The sequence below is a fragment of the Pseudomonas sp. ASL4 genome (assembly GCF_056680395.1).
Genome location: NZ_CM155280.1, coordinates 3,802,990 through 3,819,222 on the forward strand (window position 1 = coordinate 3,802,990; position 16,233 = coordinate 3,819,222).

Below are 16,233 nucleotides of genomic sequence, written 5' to 3' on the forward strand. Positions count from 1 at the left end.
TCAAGGAAGGGGCGTCGTATGTCTGAAGGGAATGCCGGGGCGGGTACACGGGGCCTCCACGAAGCACCGCTGAGCAGTGCCTTTCGCCAGGCCTGGCTGCAATGGTCCGAGGAATGGAGCCAGTTGCCCAGGGACGGTGATGAGGCAGCGTTGGTCGAGGCGGTGGTTGAGATGTCCACGCAAATCTCCCAGCGACTGTGGCGCACGGCATTCGCCCGGGTTGGCGATGGGGCGACCGAGCAAGTCAAGGCGCTGGTCTATGCCTTTGTCGCGCTGATCGATGAAACCCTGGTGTTTACTCCGTGGCCGGGCCAGTCCGCGTGGCAGGAAAAACCCCTGGAGTCGAGGATGTACGCCAGCCGACAGGCCGGTGAGCGGCTGCCAACCGCCATCAAGGAATTGCTGGAGGAGCAGATCCCCACCACCCGCGACCTGGCCAATGTCTATTTGCAATGCCTGGTGCTCGGGTTCGAAGGGCGGCTGCGCGGTGAGCACAGTCAGGCCCAGCATGAAAAATTGCGCCTGGCGCTGTTCACCTTTGCCTGGCAACACGAAGCCGATTATGCCGATGTCGGCGCCCGGCTGGCGCAGCCGTCAACTGTACCGCCGATTCATTTGCCGGTGCGGCTATCGATACCGGATGGCTTTCGCCTCGGAGTGGGGATTTTGGCCATGCTGCTATTGCTGACCGGGCTGGGGCAGTTGTTCTGGCGCGATATCCGCCAGGAACTGGAGCCGGTGTTGCAGATGACCGACTCGGTCAGCGTCTCGGAGCAAGACTCATGAGCACCCTGCAGATGATTGGCTTGATCGTTGCGGTGCTGTTGCTGATCGTGATTATTGCCGTGGCGCTCTGGTGGTTGCGTACCCAGAGCGGGGCGGCGATTCGCAGTTTCTATGCGGCCGTGCGGCACATGGAGCAGGAGCAAGGCGCCCAGGACCGCTATCAGATTCCTTGGTTGTTGATGCTCGGCAACGAAACCCAAGGCACGCAATTGTGCACCGAATGGCGCTTGCAACCGACCGACAAACCGGCCTGGTTCGGGCGCTGGTGGTCGGACCCCGAAGGCGCGGTGCTGGTGGTGCCGCAAGCGCTGTTCCTGCCCGACGAAGGCATGAACCTGCAACGGGGCGGCTGGTGGCGTTTGCTCGGGTTGATCTTGCGCCTGCGCAGCAAACGGCCGCTGGACGGAGTGATCTGGACCGTGCCGGTCAGCCATCTGGCCAATGTCGAACAGGCCGCGAACCTCGGTTTGGCGGCGCGTCGGCGCTTCATTGATTTGCTGCAGCGCTTTGGCTTGAGCCTGCCGGTGTACGTGGTGATTACCGGCATGGAAGAGCTGCCGGGCTTTCAGGAGTTGATCAGCGCGCTGCCGCAAGAGAGTCGCGAGCGAATGCTGGGCTGGTCTTCGCCCCATGGCCCTGAAGCCGTCTGGCATTCGCAATGGAGTGACCAGGCGCTGGATCAGGTCCATCGCGCCTTGTCGGAATCAATCATCGAAATCGGCACCTTGGCCGGCCATTTGAGTGGCGAGTTATACGGTTTACCGGAACGTCTTGAGGCATTGCGGCGCAACCTGCAAACCCTGTTGGAGCCGGTATTCCAGGGCAATGCCCAAGGTGAGGCGCCGCGTTTTCGCGGGGTGTATTTCACCGCCAACCAGCCTGCCGAAGACGCGCTCGACGGGTTTGACGCCGATGACAGCGACTTGCAGCAGAGCGCCTTCGCCCGGCAGTTGTGGCAGCGGCGGGTGGTGGCCGAACGAGGCCTGGCCCAAGTGGTGCCGCGTCTTTTGCGCCTGCGCCAGCGTTGGCAGCGTCTGACCGGGGGGATCGCACTGGTGGTCGGGGTGATCTGGATTGCCGGGATGCTCTGGGTCTGGCGGGACTCGGTCAATGACGCCCATGAACTGTCGCGCCTGTTGCAAGGCGCACAGAAGAACTACATGGCGGTCACTGATGAGTCCCATCGTCTGGAAGCGACCCGACGCAACGTTCAGGGCTTTTGGCGAGTCCTGGAGAAAGCCCCGCGCTGGAGCTACACATCGCTGGTCTTTCCCACTTCCTGGTTTTCGTCCCTGGACGTGCAACTGGAGAATGAATTGCGCAGCACCGCCCAAAGCCAATGGTTGCAACCGTTGCACGACTTGTTGATCGCGGATCTGGCGCAGCTCAAGGCCATTCGCAACACCGAACGTCGTGGCAATGTCGAAAGTGAAGACCCGGCCCAGTGGCAAAACTACGTCAAGGCCAAGGATCTTGTAGAACGGGCGGTACGCCTTGAGCAACAGAACCAGTGGTTCAATCAGGCTCTGAACAACCCGAAGGGGCCCCTCGAAGACGTGGTGACGCTGAGCAACAACGCGTTGTCCCTGAACCTCAATCTTGGCACCTTGCGCCGCGCCGGTTTCTACAACCGGGTGCTGCTGGATGCCAATGGCGACAGCTTGAAACCGCTGGACCTGACGCCAGAGCGCCCGGCAATCAAGGAGAACTTTTCCGGGCTGATGGAGCATTGGCTCGACCAGTACTTCCTGGCCGACAACTTTGTGCGCCAGGCCGGTTATCTCAAGTTGCACTTGGAGCAGCTCGAGGCCGGCAGTGGTAACTCCCTGACCGAACTTGAAGATCTGCGGGCGCTGATCGACGACCTGCAAGGGTTGGTCGGCCTGACCAACTCGGCCTGGAGTCGCGGCAAGGGCCAGGACCTGGTGCCCGGTTATCGCGAGATGATGGACAAGGTGCGCCAGAGCGCTTTGCTCGGCCCGCAGGTCGAGCAGCAACTGGATCAGCAAGCGTCGAAGTTGCAGCAGAGTTTCCGTGATCAGTGGATTGCCCAGGCCGGTTCCAGGGGCAACTTGCTGGTGCAACAAGGCAGCGGGCAGTTGGTGTTGCAGGAGCATGTCAGCCAGTTGAACACCGCTGTGCAAGCGCTGTTCAAGCGAGACTTCGTCGCCATTGCCATGCGTGCGGATGAGTCCGGTGACATGCAGGGGCAGAACGCCGACGGCGATGACCTCAACAGCGCGCTGAACTACTTCGCCAGCTACAAGAGTTACGCCGCCGAAGAACTGCCGCGCATTCCGCCGGCGTATCGCGGTGCCTTGCTCGAAGCCGCTGAAGGCGCGGCAGCCAAGGCTATGTGGTTGAGCCTCAAGGAGCACGATGATCAATCGCACGGCTACGGGACATTCGACGTGCAAGCGCCGCAAGCGGTGGCCTTGCAGAAAGCCTTTATCGAGTTACGCCGCAGCGACCTGGCGACGCGTCTGCAAAGTGCCTTGAACCGGCGTGCCATGGCTCAGGTCGTCGGCGGTCTTGATGAAATCACCGCGCAGCCGCTGTTCAGCGGGCGCACCGAAATCAGTCAGTGGGACGGTTCGAAAAACCTTGGCCTGCAACTGTATGGCGCCAGTGATGTGCAGGATTTGAAGCTGAGCCTCAAGCAGCAATTCAACACCATGCTCGGCATCACCGAGCGCCGGACCTCCGCGCTGGAATGGCTGAAAACCCAGCAGCAGACGCTGTCGGCGCTGGATTATGAGCGGGTGACGCAATTCAGCGCCCTCAATGACGAACTGCTCAAGTACAAGGATTCGAACCCCGCCAGTTCGCCGGCCCAGATCGAGCAGTTGGTGAGTCGCGACTTTATCGAAATGGATGCGACGTCCTGCGGGCAGATCCTGCAAACCGCCAGCCTGTCCGGCGGGCGCGGGACGTTGGCGTTGCGTGCACTGGAATTACAGCAATCGGCCATGCAGCGTTGCCAGTTCCTGCAACAGCAACAAGCTTCGGCGGCGTGGAACGACCTGGCCAACTACTTCAATCAATACTTGTCCGAGCGCTTTCCGTTTGCCAATGGTGTGCAGGCGACCGACGCCGACCCGGCGCGGGTCCAGCACTTTCTGGAGTTGATCGACAAGCGCCTGCCGGTGGCCCAGGCAGGGTTGGTGCTCAGCCAGACCCCGGAACGGCTGGCCGCTGAAGATTTTCTCAACCGTTTGACGCAGGCCAGCACCTGGCTGGGCCCACTGTTTGTGCGGGACAAGAGCGGCATCCTCGGGGTTGAGATGGACGTGCGCTGGCGCACCGATCGCGAGGAGGAGCGCGGCGCCGATCAAGTGATCGCCTGGAGCCTGAATGCCGGCAACCAACAAATCAACTACCCCGGCGACGCTCAACCGAACTTGCGCTGGATGGTCGGCCAACCGGTGCGGCTGACCTTGCGTTGGGCCCGAAACGGCTCGCAGCGGCCGGCCAACGATCCGCTGCAGCCGAGCCTGATGGTGCGCGATCTGGAAGCCGGTTGGGAGTATGGCGGGCCTTGGTCGTTGCTGCGCCTGATGCGTTCGCACCAGTCAGTGCAGCGCCAGCCGAGCATGGATTACACGGATTTTCCGCTGATGTTGCGCCTGCCGGTGACGGCGTCGTCCAGCACGGCTGAGCAAACCCTGATGTATGTGCGCCTGTCGTTGATGAGCCAGGGTTCCAAGCTGCCGTTATCCATTCAACCGCTGCCCACCCGGGCCCCGCGTTCGCCGTTTATGCAGACCCGGGCGACCGCATCCGCCACCGCCATGAATCAGGAGGAGGGCTTGTGAATATGCCTTCAACAGCGTTGCCGGAACTGATTGACCGCTTGCTGGCACCGATCAGCGACGAAGCGCCCTGTGGCCTGGATTTGCGTTATGAACGTGAATTCGATCAGGCGCGGGAGCTGCGCCGGGAGGACGATACGAGCCTGCCGACCGGGGTCTGGCAGTCGTCGATCAAACGCGCCCAGTGGCCGGAACTGGAGAAACTGACCACCAGCCTGCTGCTGGAACGCAGCAAAGACCTGATGCTCAGTGCCTGGCTGGGCGAGGCCTGGTTGCATCAGGATGGTTTGGAGGGGTTGCCGGGCAGTCTCGCGCTGGTCGCCGGGTTGTGTGAGCGCTATCCCGAGCACCTTCACCCGCAGGCGGAGGATGGTGACCAATCGTGGCGGGTGATCCCGCTCGAATGGCTGGCCCGACGCTACACCGAAGTGCTGCTGACCCGGGTGCCGTTGCTCGATCCGCGTAACGGCGAGTTCGATGGTGTGTGCCTGGATGCCTGGCGGCGGTTGCAAGTGCAGCAGGTGTTGGCCAATGACAGCAAAGGCGCGAAAACCTCGGCAGAAACCGCGCGCAGTGAGCAGAAAAAACTCACCGAGCAGATCCGCGCCACGCCGTTGTCCTTCTGGTTGCGCAGCCAGGGCAGTTTGCTGTTGAGCATTCAGCATCTGCAACGGCTGGAAGCCTGGAGCGACCTTTATCTCGGCGCCCAGGCCCCGGGTTTCAAAGCCTTGCAGGATGTCATCGAGGCGTTATTGACGCTGGTTCAGGAGTTCATCGCCATGCACCCACGACACTCCACCGAGGCTCCTGTCGAAACAACGCCCGAAGTGGCATCAAGTCCTGCGGATGTGGCCGCGGCGCCACAGGTTTTTCGCGAGCCGGCGAGTCGCGAAGAGGCGTATCGGCAATTGTTATTGATCGCCGAATACCTGGCCCGCACCGAACCCCACAGCCCCGTGCCGTACTTGATCCGGCGAGGCGTGGAGTGGGGCAACAAACCCCTGAGCGAATTGTTGGGTGAATTGATCTCGGCTGATGCTGAGTCCCGGCGACTCTGGACATTACTCGGCGTCCTTTAGCTTTTGTGGGAGCGAGCCTGCTCACGATAGCGGCCTAGCAGTCAACATTGGTGTTGAATGTGATGACCTCATCGCGAGCAGGCTCACTCCCACAATGGATTATGGTCGTCCACAAATACTCGGCTCACCACATAACAACTGTGGGAGCGGGTTTGCTCGCGAAAGCGGTTTTACAGTCAACATCGGTGTTGAATGTGATGGCCTCTTCGCGAGCAAGCCCGCTCCCACAATGGGTTATGTGTGTGGTCGGGAAACCGAGTGTCAGACAGTCCGGGTCACTACGGGTGTCGGCAGGGCTATCGGTGTCAGCACCGGCCTGCCGGCAAAGAACGCCACCAGGTTTTTACCCACCAATTCCACGGTGCCTTGGGTTGCTTCCGGCGATAGCCCGGCGACATGCGGCGTCAGGACCACGTTAGTCAAGGCCTTGAGGGCATCGGGTACCTTGGGCTCGTGGTCGTAAACGTCGAGTGCAGCGCCGCCGATCCTGCGTTGTTCCAGTGCATTGATCAGGTCTGCCGTGACCACGACGCTGGCCCGGGCAATGTTGACCAGGAAACCTTTCGGCCCCAGCGCGTCCAGCACCTGTCGATTGATCAGGTGTTGGGTGCCGAGCCCGCCGGGGGTGGCGACGACCAGGAAGTCCGACGCCCGCGCCAGTTCTGTCGGCGTCGAGCAGTAGCTGTAGGGCACGTCGCTGCGGTGCTGGCGGTTGTGGTAACTCACGCTCATGTCGAAACCATTGGCGGCACGCTTGGCGATGGCCATGCCGACCGCGCCGAGCCCGAGAATGCCCAGGCGTTTATCGGCAAGGGACGGGCGCATGATTTTCGGCCATTCGCCACGGCGCACGGCGGCATCGGCTCGGGGAATATCGCGCACCAGCGACAACAGCAACGCCATGGCGTGGTCAGCCACCGAAGAGGCGTTGACCCCGGCACCGTTGGTGACGGTGAGGCCACGGTCGCTGGCGGCTTGCAGGTCGACGTGTTCGTAACCGGCGCCGATCACGCAGATGATTTTCAGGGCGGGCAGGGCGGCGATTTCTTCGGCGTACAGACCCAACGGGCCACGCGTCAGCACGGCATCGATACGGGCGCCGTGAGTGGTGATGGCTTGGGCGCGCTCGGCAGGCGTCGGCGCCAGGATCAGGTGAAAGCCCTGATGCTCGAGAATCGGCAGGTAGTCATTGATGGTTTCAACCAATACCAGAACGGTTGCGGTCATGCTGGGCTCCTGTGGGCATCGGAATGTCGGGGGCTCGAATATGGGTGCAGATTGCTGATTCCAGAGCGGTTTGGCAATCACCAGGGATCGCCGAAAAGGATCAAAAGATCGCAGCCTTCGGCAGTTCCTGCACGATTGCGGTTGTCGACAACGTGTCGACGAATGCGATCAGTGTAGGAGCTGGCGAAGCCTGCGATCTTTTCAATCAATCAAAATTCAACTTCCGCCGTGTCAACGACCTTGGCGAACGCACCTTTCAAGGTCGCGTTATGGTGCTCGATGATTGCCCGGGCCGGCAGCGCAGGCGTGTCCATGCAAGTATGGGCATCGGCCACCAGCACCGGATTGAACCCCAGATCAGCTGCCGCTCGGCAGGTGCTGTCGATGCAGTACTGGGTTTTCATGCCGACGATGAACAGCTCGTCGATTCCGCCAGCCCGCAACTGCTGCGCAAGCGATGTGGCGAAAAAGGCATTGGGTTTGCCCTTGTCGAACAAGATATCAGTGCTGGCATTCAGCTCCAGATCGGGCAGCAACTGCCAAAAAGGACTGCCAGCCTCGATCGGTGAACCTTGAGGGCCGGTGTGGCGCACGGCATAGATCGGCACCTTGCGCGCCCTGGCCTGGCGAATGAGCTGCTGGATGTTGGCCAGTAAGCGCTCGCCGTCGTGGGGCTTGTCCGGGCCGTTGAACAGCCCGACCTGCATATCAATGATCAAAAGTGCCGATGACATAGGTGTTTCTCCGTGAAGTGCCGAACGGACGGGAGAAACAACAAGGCCCCGTCCATTGCTGGCGGGGCCTTGGGTTTACTGCGCTGGGATTATCTCAGCCAGCCACCCCACGACCCGCCGGAAGCGGTCGTGGTGGTACGGGTGAGGTTCAGCGCAGAAAGGTTCATGAGGCCGATCATGCGGTGGGCGCTTCTGGCTTGTCAACGGCATCGTCGGCGGTCAAAAACGTGCGCGCCGCCTCGAGGATTTCATCGGACAAGGGCTCCCCACGGGTCGCTCGGGCCAGAGTCAGAGCGCCTACCATCAGTGAATACTCGACCAACGCCTGTCGTCGATCACGTTCGGCATCGCCAGAGTTGAGCAGCGAACCATAAGACTCCAGCAGTTTGTTGAGGCCTTCCATGAAGGTCTGGCGCAAGCCGCTATCGGCCGCTTCGTGGCACATGTCCCCGGCAAAGGCGACCACCGGGCAGCTGTCGCCGGGATTGTCGCGGCTGGCGGCCGACAGGTACGGATCGACCAAGGCGTGGCGGGCGGCGTTTTTGTCATCATGCTCGGCGATCCTGGCTTTCCAGCGCTCTGCCGATTGCTCGAACGCCCGACCACCGGCCTCACGGGCCAAGGCTTCCTTGGACTCGAAGTGTCCGTAAAAGCCGCCGTGGGTCAGCCCGGCCGCGCCCATCACGTCGACGACGCTGATGCCGTGGAGGCCGTGTTCACGAAACAGCCGCGTGGCCGCCTCGACGATGATTTCGCGGTTGAGGTCGGCTTGTTTGCGGGAGACTCGGGGCATCAGCGGCTCACAGGTTTGAGTGGACAGGAATCAACTGGCGTACTGGGCAATCCCGTTTCCAAACGACCAGTTCTCTTTCTTCACTTCCACCAGATTAATGAAAACATCTTCCAGGCGCACCGCCAGTTCACTGTTCAGGCTCTCGGCAATGGTCTTGTAGAGCAGTTTTTTCTGCTCCAGGGTCCGGCCTTCATTCATCGTGATCTGGATCACCACCAGGTTGTCGGTGCGCTGGATGCCCAGGTATTGGGTGTCGAAGATGAAATGCTGCTCATCGTGCTCTGCCAGGATCTGGAAATTATCGTGTTCCGGCACGCCGATCGCGCTGCGCATGGCGGCGTAAATCAACTGACCCACGCGTTTGGCGAAGGTCGGGTCCTGATGCTTTTTGATGTCAACGCGAACCAGTGGCATGGGATGACTCCAGACAGAATGTGGGTCAGTTCAAAATACATGATGGCTAACCTTTATCAAGCATGCATTTTGTCCGGCAGACGAACTGCACAATCCCGACAACAACGAAGATCCCAGTGGGAGCGAGCCTGCTCGCGATAGCGGAGTATCAGCCGACATCAATGTTGAAAGTGAAATAGCCATCGCGAGCAGGCTCACTCCCACAGGGGCCTGCAGCGCACTTGGCATCTGATCCGCATAACCATTCCTCAGCTAAGTCTTTGCTTCTGCTCATTTATCCCGGAGAATCGCGCCCCTGTTTCGGCCAGGGCGCTGCCTGTCGGGTTTTTCCGACTCGTCCTGACCGGGTAGCAACTGACCGGAATGTGGAGATCCCACCGGATGAATGATCAGGCCAATAGCGTCGACGAACGCTATGTAGCGGCGGCACCAGCGACCCTTGAGAGCTGGAATCGCCATGACACCACCTGGATGCTGGGCCTGTTTGGCACGGCGATCGGGGCCGGTACGTTGTTTTTGCCGATCAACGCGGGCCTGGGCGGTTTCTGGCCGTTGATGGTCTTGGCGGTGCTGGCGTTCCCCATGACGTTTTACGCACACCGTGGCCTGACCCGCTTTGTGTTGTCCGGCCGCGAAGGCGCGGACATCACTGAAGTGGTGGAAGAACACTTCGGCATCAAGGCTGGTGCGCTGATCACTTTGCTGTACTTCTTCGCGATCTTCCCGATCCTGTTGATCTACAGTGTGGCGCTGACCAACACCGTGGGCAGCTTCCTCGAGCATCAACTGCACATCATGCCGCCGCCACGGGCGATTCTGTCGTTTGTGCTGATCCTCGGCCTGCTGGCGGTGGTGCGTTGTGGCGAGCAGGTGATCGTCAAGGCCATGAGCCTGATGGTGTATCCGTTTATCGTCGCGCTGCTGTTTTTGGCGGTGTTCCTGATTCCGCACTGGAACGGCGGCATCCTCAGCACCGCGTCCACGCTGCCTGCACCGTCTGCGCTGCTGCACACCTTGTGGCTGGCGATTCCGGTGATGGTGTTCTCGTTCAACCACTCGCCGATCATCTCGGCGTTCGCCGTGGACCAGAAGCGTCGTTACGGTGAACACGCAGAAGAGCGCAGCTCGCAGATCCTGTCCCGCGCCCACGCCTTGATGGTGGTGATGGTGCTGTTCTTCGTCTTCAGTTGCGTGCTGACCTTGTCCCCGGCGCAACTGGCCGAAGCCAAGGCGCAGAACCTGTCGATCCTGTCGTACCTGGCCAACCACTTCAGCAACCCGACCATCGCCTTCGCGGCGCCGTTGATTGCTTTCGTGGCGATTTCCAAGTCGTTCCTGGGGCACTACATCGGCGCCAGCGAAGGTCTTAAAGGCTTGATCGTCAAAAGCGGCAAGCGTCCTTCGCCTAAAGCCCTGGACCGCATGACCGCCGTGTTCATGCTGGTGGTGTGCTGGATCGTCGCGACCCTGAACCCGAGCATCCTCGGCATGATCGAAACACTCGGTGGCCCGATCATCGCGTCGATCCTGTTCCTGATGCCGATGTATGCGATCCGCAAAGTGCCGGCGATGGCGCGTTATCGCGGTCAGGCGTCCAATGTCTTCGTGACGGCGGTGGGCCTGGTGGCGATTTCGGCGTTGATCTATTCGTTGACGGCTTAAGATCAAAAGATCGCAGGCTGCGATCTTTTGATTCTGAAGGCATAAAAAACGCCGCTCCTTGCAAAGGGAGCGGCGTTTTTTATGGCCTGCGCTCAGCACCTGACTCAGAGCACACATCCAACCGGATAAACGGCTACGCTAGAGCCTGAATTTACGCGTCGTAGAGCGTGTGGATCTTTCTCTGGAGACGCTGCATGGCTCGTGCTCAAGGCGCATCGGTGCAACCCCGTACCGACACCCCTAACCGTTGGCAGGATCTGTTGGCCGGGCTGTCGATTGCCGGTTTGCTGTTGCCGGAGGCGGTGGCCTATTCGAGCATCGCCGCCGTGCCGCCCCAAGCCGGGGTGATTGCGTTGTTTGCCGGTTTGCTGTGCTACGCGCTGCTGGGCACCAGCCGGTTTGCGATTGTCTCGGCGACCTCGTCTTCGGCGGCGGTACTGGCCGCCGCCACTGCAACCCTGGCCAGCGCTGATCCGGCCTTGCGCATGACCCTGGCGATCGGCCTGGTGCTGATAACGGGCGGGCTCTTCCTGCTGGCCGGGCTGCTGAAGCTGGGCAGCGTGACCTCGTTTATCGCCAAACCGGTGCTGCGCGGCTTTGCGTTTGGCCTGGCGGTGACCATCATCCTCAAGCAGGTCGCGAGCATCGTTGACGTGCACTTGAGCAACAGCAACTTGATCCGATTCGTCCCACAGCTGCTGGAACAGTGGCCGCAGTGGAATCGGGTCGGCTTATTGGTCGCAGCCGTGGCACTGCTGGTGTTGTGGGTGTGCGCGCGGTTCCGGCGAGTGCCGGGCGGTTTGCTGGTGGTGGCGCTGGGAATTGCGGCTAGCCAATGGCTGAACCTGCCGGCCTACGGGGTGAAGCTGATCGGCGTGATCGACCTGAGCCTGGAAGTGCCGCGTCTGCCGGTGTTGCCGTTTGCAGATTGGCTGCGCCTGGGGGAATTGGCGTTTGCGATGGTGATGATTCTGTACGCCGAATCCTATGGCTCGATCAGCTCGTTTGCGCTCAAGCATGGCGACCGGGTGTCGTCGAACCGCGACCTGCTGGCCCTCGGTGCGGCGAATCTGTTGTCCGGCCTGTTCCATGGCATGCCGGCGGGCGCTGGTTACTCGGCGACGTCGGCCAATGAGGCGGCGGGTGCCAGTTCACGTCTGTCCGGCGTGGTCGCAGCGGTGGTGGTGTTGCTGATCGTCTTGACGGTGCTGCCCTACATTGCCCTGACCCCCGAGCCGATTTTGGCTGCCATTGTCATTCATGCCTTGGCGCGCGGCTTGAGCCTGCAGCCATTGGGCCGCTATTTCATCTGGCGCCGCGATCGGGTGCTGGTGATCTGCGCGGTAGCGGCGGTGTTGGTGCTGGGCGTGCTGGACGGCTTGCTGGTGGCGGTGGCGATCAGTGTGGTGCTGATGCTCAAACAGATGTCGTCGGCGGATATTCAAGTGCTGGGGCAAATGGGCAGTGGTCACGATTACGTCGATGTGCAACGCCATCCTGACGCTCAGGAGATACCCGGCGTGCTGATCGTGCGGCCCAGCGAGGCACTGTTTTTCGCCAACGTGGAGCGTATTTTGGGCGGTGCGCTGCGGCTGGCGCGGCATGCGTCGCCGCCGGTGCATACGATTATTCTCAGTCTGGAAGAATCGCCGGACCTGGATGGCACCAGTATCGAAGTGCTGGAAGGGTTCTTTTTGCAGGTGCGGGCGCTGGATAAATTGTTGATCCTGGCGCGGCTCAAGCATGAGGCGCAGGCCGTGCTCTCGATGTTGCCGGCGCAAGAGTTGGAACAGGTCATTCTCAGCGGCCTGAGTGTTGACGGTGCGGTGCAACAAGCCCTCAAGTCAAACCCATAACCCTGTGGGAGCGGGCTTGCTCGCGAATGCGGTGTGTCAGTCAAAATAAATGCTGAATGACACACCGCATTCGCGAGCAAGCCCGCTCCCACAGGGTTAGTGCAAACCCTACAGGCATAAAAAAACGCCGCTCATCTCGCGATGGGCGGCGTTTTCTATTGCGTTGCAGCGTTAGGCTTGAACGACCGGAATGTTGGCGTTCGCAGCAGCTTCACGGAACTCGGCGATCTGGTCGAAGGACAGGTAGCGGTAAACATCAGCCGCCATGCTGTCGATCTTGCCAGCGTATTCCATGTACTCCTCGACGGTCGGCAGGCGACCCAGGATGGAAGCAACAGACGCCAGCTCAGCCGAAGCCAGGTAGACGTTCGCGCCGTCACCCAGACGGTTCGGGAAGTTACGGGTCGAGGTCGACACAACAGTCGAGTTCGGCTCTACACGTGCCTGGTTACCCATGCACAGCGAGCAACCCGGCATTTCCATGCGTGCGCCGGCCTTGCCGTAGATGCCGTAGTAGCCTTCTTCGGTCAACTGGTGAGCGTCCATTTTGGTCGGCGGCGACAGCCACAGACGAGTTGGCAACTGACCCTTGACCTGATCCAGCAACTTGCCGGCAGCGCGGAAGTGACCGATGTTGGTCATGCACGAACCGATGAACACTTCGTCGATCTTCTCGCCAGCAACGCTGGACAGCAGACGGGCGTCGTCCGGATCGTTTGGCGCGCAGAGCACAGGCTCTTTGATGTCGGCCAGGTCGATTTCGATGATTTCAGCGTATTCGGCGTCAGCATCGGCAACCATCAGCTCAGGGTTGGCAACCCAGGCTTCCATCGCTTGAGCGCGACGTTCCAGAGTACGCGCATCGCCGTAGCCTTCGCCGATCATCCAGCGCAGCAGGGTGATGTTGGAGTTCAGGTACTCGGTGATGGAGTCTTTCGACAGCTTGATGGTGCAACCGGCAGCCGAACGTTCAGCCGAGGCGTCGGACAGCTCGAAAGCTTGCTCGATGCTCAGGTTGTCCAGGCCTTCGATTTCCAGGATGCGGCCGGAGAAAGCGTTCTTCTTGCCTTTCTTCTCGACGGTCAGCAGGCCAGCCTGAATCGCGAAGTAAGGAATGGCGTGAACCAGGTCGCGCAGGGTAACGCCCGGTTGCATTTTGCCTTTGAAGCGCACCAGGATCGATTCCGGCATGTCCAGCGGCATAACGCCGGTGGCCGCGGCAAACGCAACCAGGCCGGAACCGGCCGGGAACGAAATGCCCATCGGGAAACGGGTGTGGGAGTCACCACCGGTACCGACGGTGTCCGGCAGCAGCATGCGGTTCAGCCAGCTGTGGATGATGCCGTCGCCCGGACGCAGGGAAACGCCGCCGCGGGTCATGATGAAGTCTGGCAGGGTGTGGTGGGTGGTCACGTCGATCGGCTTAGGGTAAGCCGCGGTATGGCAGAAGGACTGCATTACCAGATCGGTCGAGAAGCCCAGGCACGCCAGGTCTTTCAGTTCGTCACGGGTCATAGGACCGGTGGTGTCCTGAGAACCGACGGTGGTCATTTTCGGTTCGCAGTAGGTGCCAGGACGAACGCCTTTGCCTTCTGGCAGACCGCAAGCCTTGCCGACCATTTTCTGTGCCAGGGTGAAACCCTTGCCGGTGTCGACAGGTGCTTCAGGCAGTTTGAACAGATCGGTAGGGCCCAGGCCCAGCTCGGCGCGCGCCTTGTCGGTCAGACCGCGACCGATGATCAGCGGAATACGGCCGCCAGCACGAACTTCGTCCAACAGAACCGGGGTCTTCATTTCGAAGGTGGTCAGGACTTCGTCGGTGCCGTGTTTGCAGACTTTGCCAGCATGCGGGTACAGGTCGATCACGTCGCCCATGTGCATGTTGGAAACGTCGAACTCGATTGGCAGTGCGCCAGCATCTTCCATGGTGTTGTAGAAGATTGGAGCGATCTTGCTGCCGAAGCAGAAACCGCCAGCACGTTTGTTCGGCACGTGCGGAACGTCGTCACCGAAGAACCACAGTACCGAGTTGGTAGCCGATTTACGCGACGAACCAGTACCGACCACGTCACCGACGTAGGCGATAGGGAAGCCTTGACCGCGCATTTCTTCGATCTGCTTCATCGGGCCGGTCACGCCTTGGACGTCAGGCACGATGCCTTCACGGGCCATTTTCAGCATGGCCAGGGCGTGCAGCGGGATGTCCGGGCGGGACCAGGCATCCGGGGCAGGGGACAGGTCGTCGGTGTTGGTTTCGCCGGTGACCTTGAACACGCGCAGGCTGATCTTGTCGGCCAGGGTCGGACGGTTCTGGAACCACTCGCCGTCAGCCCAGGATTGCAGCACGCCTTTGGCGTGAACGTTACCGTTCTTGGCTTTTTCAGCGACGTCGTGGAACGCATCGAACATCAGCAGGGTGTGCTTGAGTTGAGCGGCAGCGACTGGGGCCAGTTCGGCGCTGTCGAGCAGGTCAACCAGGGTCACGATGTTGTAGCCGCCCTGCATGGTGCCGAGCAATTCAACAGCGCGTTTCTTGTCGATCAGAGGGGAGGTTGCTTCGCCTTTGGCCAGGGCAGACAGGAAGCCAGCCTTTACATAGGCTGCTTCGTCCACGCCAGGTGGAATGCGATTGGTGATCAGGTCAACGAGGAAAGCTTCTTCGCCAGCCGGGGGATTCTTCAGCAGCTCGACCAGGCCTGCAGTTTGTTCGGCGTTAAGCGGCTGGGGAACGATACCCAGTGCTGCACGCTCTTCGATATGTTTGCGGTAGGCTTCAAGCACAGTTATTACCCTCATCAGTGGTCCCAAATGGGTGTCCGGGACGCTCATCCCGAAATGGCCGTACTCATGCGCTGCGTGGCGTTGTGGGCCACTTAGCCAGAATTACCGGCAATTCCTTACAGAAGCTGCTTTCAAAGTTTTACGCCTGCAGAACGGGGAGCTGATGAGGGTTGGCGTAGAGCTTTTCCCCGCTGGAAAAACCCTTCGCCAACACCGCTCTGTAGGAACGACTGTGCTCGTGACGCTTTGAAAACAGCTTCTAACGGACATTGGCGCCTTAAAAGGCTGGCTGATTCTACGGCAAAAAAAAATTAAAGGTAAGTCAGGGGCTATTGGACTTTGGTGGCGTGCCGCGTTGCCGAGTCAACGTGCGCGAGGCAAGGCGCGGGCATCCGTCGCGGCCGTCATCAAAGTCCAATAGACCCTGAGGCCCTCAAGATTGAGGGGTGATCAATGTTGGACAAAGGGCTAACATGCGGACCTGTTCTGCTTTCCCGTGTTTTGCCTACCTATGCCCAATCAGACCATCAAGACCCCCTGCGTCGGCCTCTGCTCCACCGTTTACGGTGACCTGGTGTGCCGTGGCTGCAAGCGTTTCCACCACGAAGTGATCAACTGGAACGGTTACAACGAGGAAGAAAAGCGCGCGGTGTGGCTGCGTCTTGAGCAATTACTGTCCCAAGTGATGGCCAGCAAGCTGGAAGTGTTCGACCCGCAGCGCCTGCGCTTGCAGCTTGAACAACGGAAAATCCGCTTTGTACCCCATCAGTCGGAATATTGCTGGGCCTATCAGTTGATCGCTCGCGGGGCGCGGGTCATTAACAACCTGGAGGCTTACGGGATGGTGCTGATGCCGGAGTTTCGCGACTGGAACCTGCCGGAATTGCGTGATGCCATTGATCGGGAATTTTTTTTGCTGTCTGAGGCGCATTACCAGCGCTACATCGCACCGGGGTTCCTCAAGGACGCCTTCGGCGGGTAAGCACTAAGACTGTGGCGAGGGAGCTTGCTCCCGTTGGGTCGCGAAGCGGCCCCTGCATTCTTCCAGGAATACCGCACCAGCAGATTTTGCGACTGCTGCGCAGCCGA

The 16,233-nt window shown here is 60.4% G+C and carries 11 protein-coding genes; 6 read left to right on the top strand and 5 right to left on the bottom strand.

What is annotated here, in order from left to right; all coding sequences use genetic code 11:
• Positions 1-18 precede the first annotated feature (18 nt).
• Genes AC1MEW_RS17185 through tssA form a run of 3 tightly spaced genes read left to right on the top strand, consistent with a single transcriptional unit; the run spans position 19 to position 5,677 of the window.
• Positions 19-786 carry a DotU/TssL family secretion system protein gene (locus tag AC1MEW_RS17185; RefSeq protein WP_480422975.1) on the top strand — a complete coding sequence of 256 codons (768 nt, stop codon included), beginning with the start codon at positions 19-21 and terminating at the stop codon, positions 784-786.
• The gene (locus AC1MEW_RS17190; protein ID WP_480422976.1) at positions 783-4,601 is read left to right on the top strand and encodes a type VI secretion system protein; all 3,819 of its coding nucleotides are present in this window, start codon (positions 783-785) and stop codon (positions 4,599-4,601) included. The genes AC1MEW_RS17185 and AC1MEW_RS17190 overlap by 4 nt, the downstream gene beginning before the upstream one ends.
• Positions 4,598-5,677: a type VI secretion system protein TssA gene (gene tssA / locus AC1MEW_RS17195; RefSeq protein ID WP_201257003.1), complete on the top strand. Its 1,080-nt coding sequence runs from the start codon at positions 4,598-4,600 to the stop codon at positions 5,675-5,677. Before AC1MEW_RS17190 ends, tssA begins: the two co-directional genes overlap by 4 nt.
• A gap of 261 nt (positions 5,678-5,938) precedes the next feature.
• Here the strand turns inward: tssA and AC1MEW_RS17200 are convergent, their stop codons facing one another.
• The 4 genes from AC1MEW_RS17200 to AC1MEW_RS17215 form a co-directional block, all read right to left on the bottom strand.
• On the bottom strand, positions 5,939-6,904 hold the full coding sequence (locus AC1MEW_RS17200) for a 2-hydroxyacid dehydrogenase (RefSeq protein ID WP_322268804.1): 966 nt from the start codon (positions 6,902-6,904) through the stop codon (positions 5,939-5,941).
• Positions 6,905-7,113: 209 nt separating this feature from the next.
• Positions 7,114-7,638 (bottom strand): cysteine hydrolase family protein, encoded by a 525-nt coding sequence (locus AC1MEW_RS17205; RefSeq protein ID WP_201257001.1) that lies wholly within the window; start codon positions 7,636-7,638, stop codon positions 7,114-7,116.
• 175 nt (positions 7,639-7,813) lie between these two features.
• Positions 7,814-8,431, bottom strand: a complete 618-nt coding sequence (locus AC1MEW_RS17210; protein WP_322268803.1) for a TetR/AcrR family transcriptional regulator — start codon at positions 8,429-8,431, stop codon at positions 7,814-7,816.
• A 30-nt stretch (positions 8,432-8,461) separates the two neighbouring features.
• Positions 8,462-8,845: a tautomerase family protein gene (locus tag AC1MEW_RS17215; protein ID WP_201256999.1), complete on the bottom strand. Its 384-nt coding sequence runs from the start codon at positions 8,843-8,845 to the stop codon at positions 8,462-8,464.
• A 381-nt stretch (positions 8,846-9,226) separates the two neighbouring features.
• Between AC1MEW_RS17215 and AC1MEW_RS17220 the strand changes: the two genes are divergently transcribed.
• Positions 9,227-10,507 (top strand): HAAAP family serine/threonine permease, encoded by a 1,281-nt coding sequence (locus tag AC1MEW_RS17220; RefSeq protein WP_480422977.1) that lies wholly within the window; start codon positions 9,227-9,229, stop codon positions 10,505-10,507.
• A 194-nt stretch (positions 10,508-10,701) separates the two neighbouring features.
• Positions 10,702-12,363, top strand: a complete 1,662-nt coding sequence (locus tag AC1MEW_RS17225) for a SulP family inorganic anion transporter (RefSeq protein ID WP_480422978.1) — start codon at positions 10,702-10,704, stop codon at positions 12,361-12,363.
• A gap of 171 nt (positions 12,364-12,534) precedes the next feature.
• Here AC1MEW_RS17225 and acnB read toward each other — a convergent pair whose 3' ends face one another.
• The gene (acnB, locus tag AC1MEW_RS17230; protein WP_201205215.1) at positions 12,535-15,144 is read right to left on the bottom strand and encodes a bifunctional aconitate hydratase 2/2-methylisocitrate dehydratase; all 2,610 of its coding nucleotides are present in this window, start codon (positions 15,142-15,144) and stop codon (positions 12,535-12,537) included.
• 511 nt (positions 15,145-15,655) lie between these two features.
• Here acnB and AC1MEW_RS17235 point away from each other — a divergent pair.
• Positions 15,656-16,126, top strand: a complete 471-nt coding sequence (locus AC1MEW_RS17235; RefSeq protein WP_008028699.1) for a DUF1289 domain-containing protein — start codon at positions 15,656-15,658, stop codon at positions 16,124-16,126.
• Positions 16,127-16,233 lie beyond the last annotated feature (107 nt).

Coding starts and splice junctions, on each gene's coding strand:
- AC1MEW_RS17235 (WP_008028699.1), top strand. CDS start 15,656: ATGCCCAATCAGACCATCAAGACCCCCTGCGTCGGCCTCTGCTCCACC.
- AC1MEW_RS17215 (WP_201256999.1), bottom strand. CDS start 8,845: ATGCCACTGGTTCGCGTTGACATCAAAAAGCATCAGGACCCGACCTTC.
- AC1MEW_RS17225 (WP_480422978.1), top strand. CDS start 10,702: ATGGCTCGTGCTCAAGGCGCATCGGTGCAACCCCGTACCGACACCCCT.
- AC1MEW_RS17185 (WP_480422975.1), top strand. CDS start 19: ATGTCTGAAGGGAATGCCGGGGCGGGTACACGGGGCCTCCACGAAGCA.
- AC1MEW_RS17200 (WP_322268804.1), bottom strand. CDS start 6,904: ATGACCGCAACCGTTCTGGTATTGGTTGAAACCATCAATGACTACCTG.
- AC1MEW_RS17210 (WP_322268803.1), bottom strand. CDS start 8,431: ATGCCCCGAGTCTCCCGCAAACAAGCCGACCTCAACCGCGAAATCATC.
- AC1MEW_RS17205 (WP_201257001.1), bottom strand. CDS start 7,638: ATGTCATCGGCACTTTTGATCATTGATATGCAGGTCGGGCTGTTCAAC.
- AC1MEW_RS17190 (WP_480422976.1), top strand. CDS start 783: ATGAGCACCCTGCAGATGATTGGCTTGATCGTTGCGGTGCTGTTGCTG.
- AC1MEW_RS17220 (WP_480422977.1), top strand. CDS start 9,227: ATGAATGATCAGGCCAATAGCGTCGACGAACGCTATGTAGCGGCGGCA.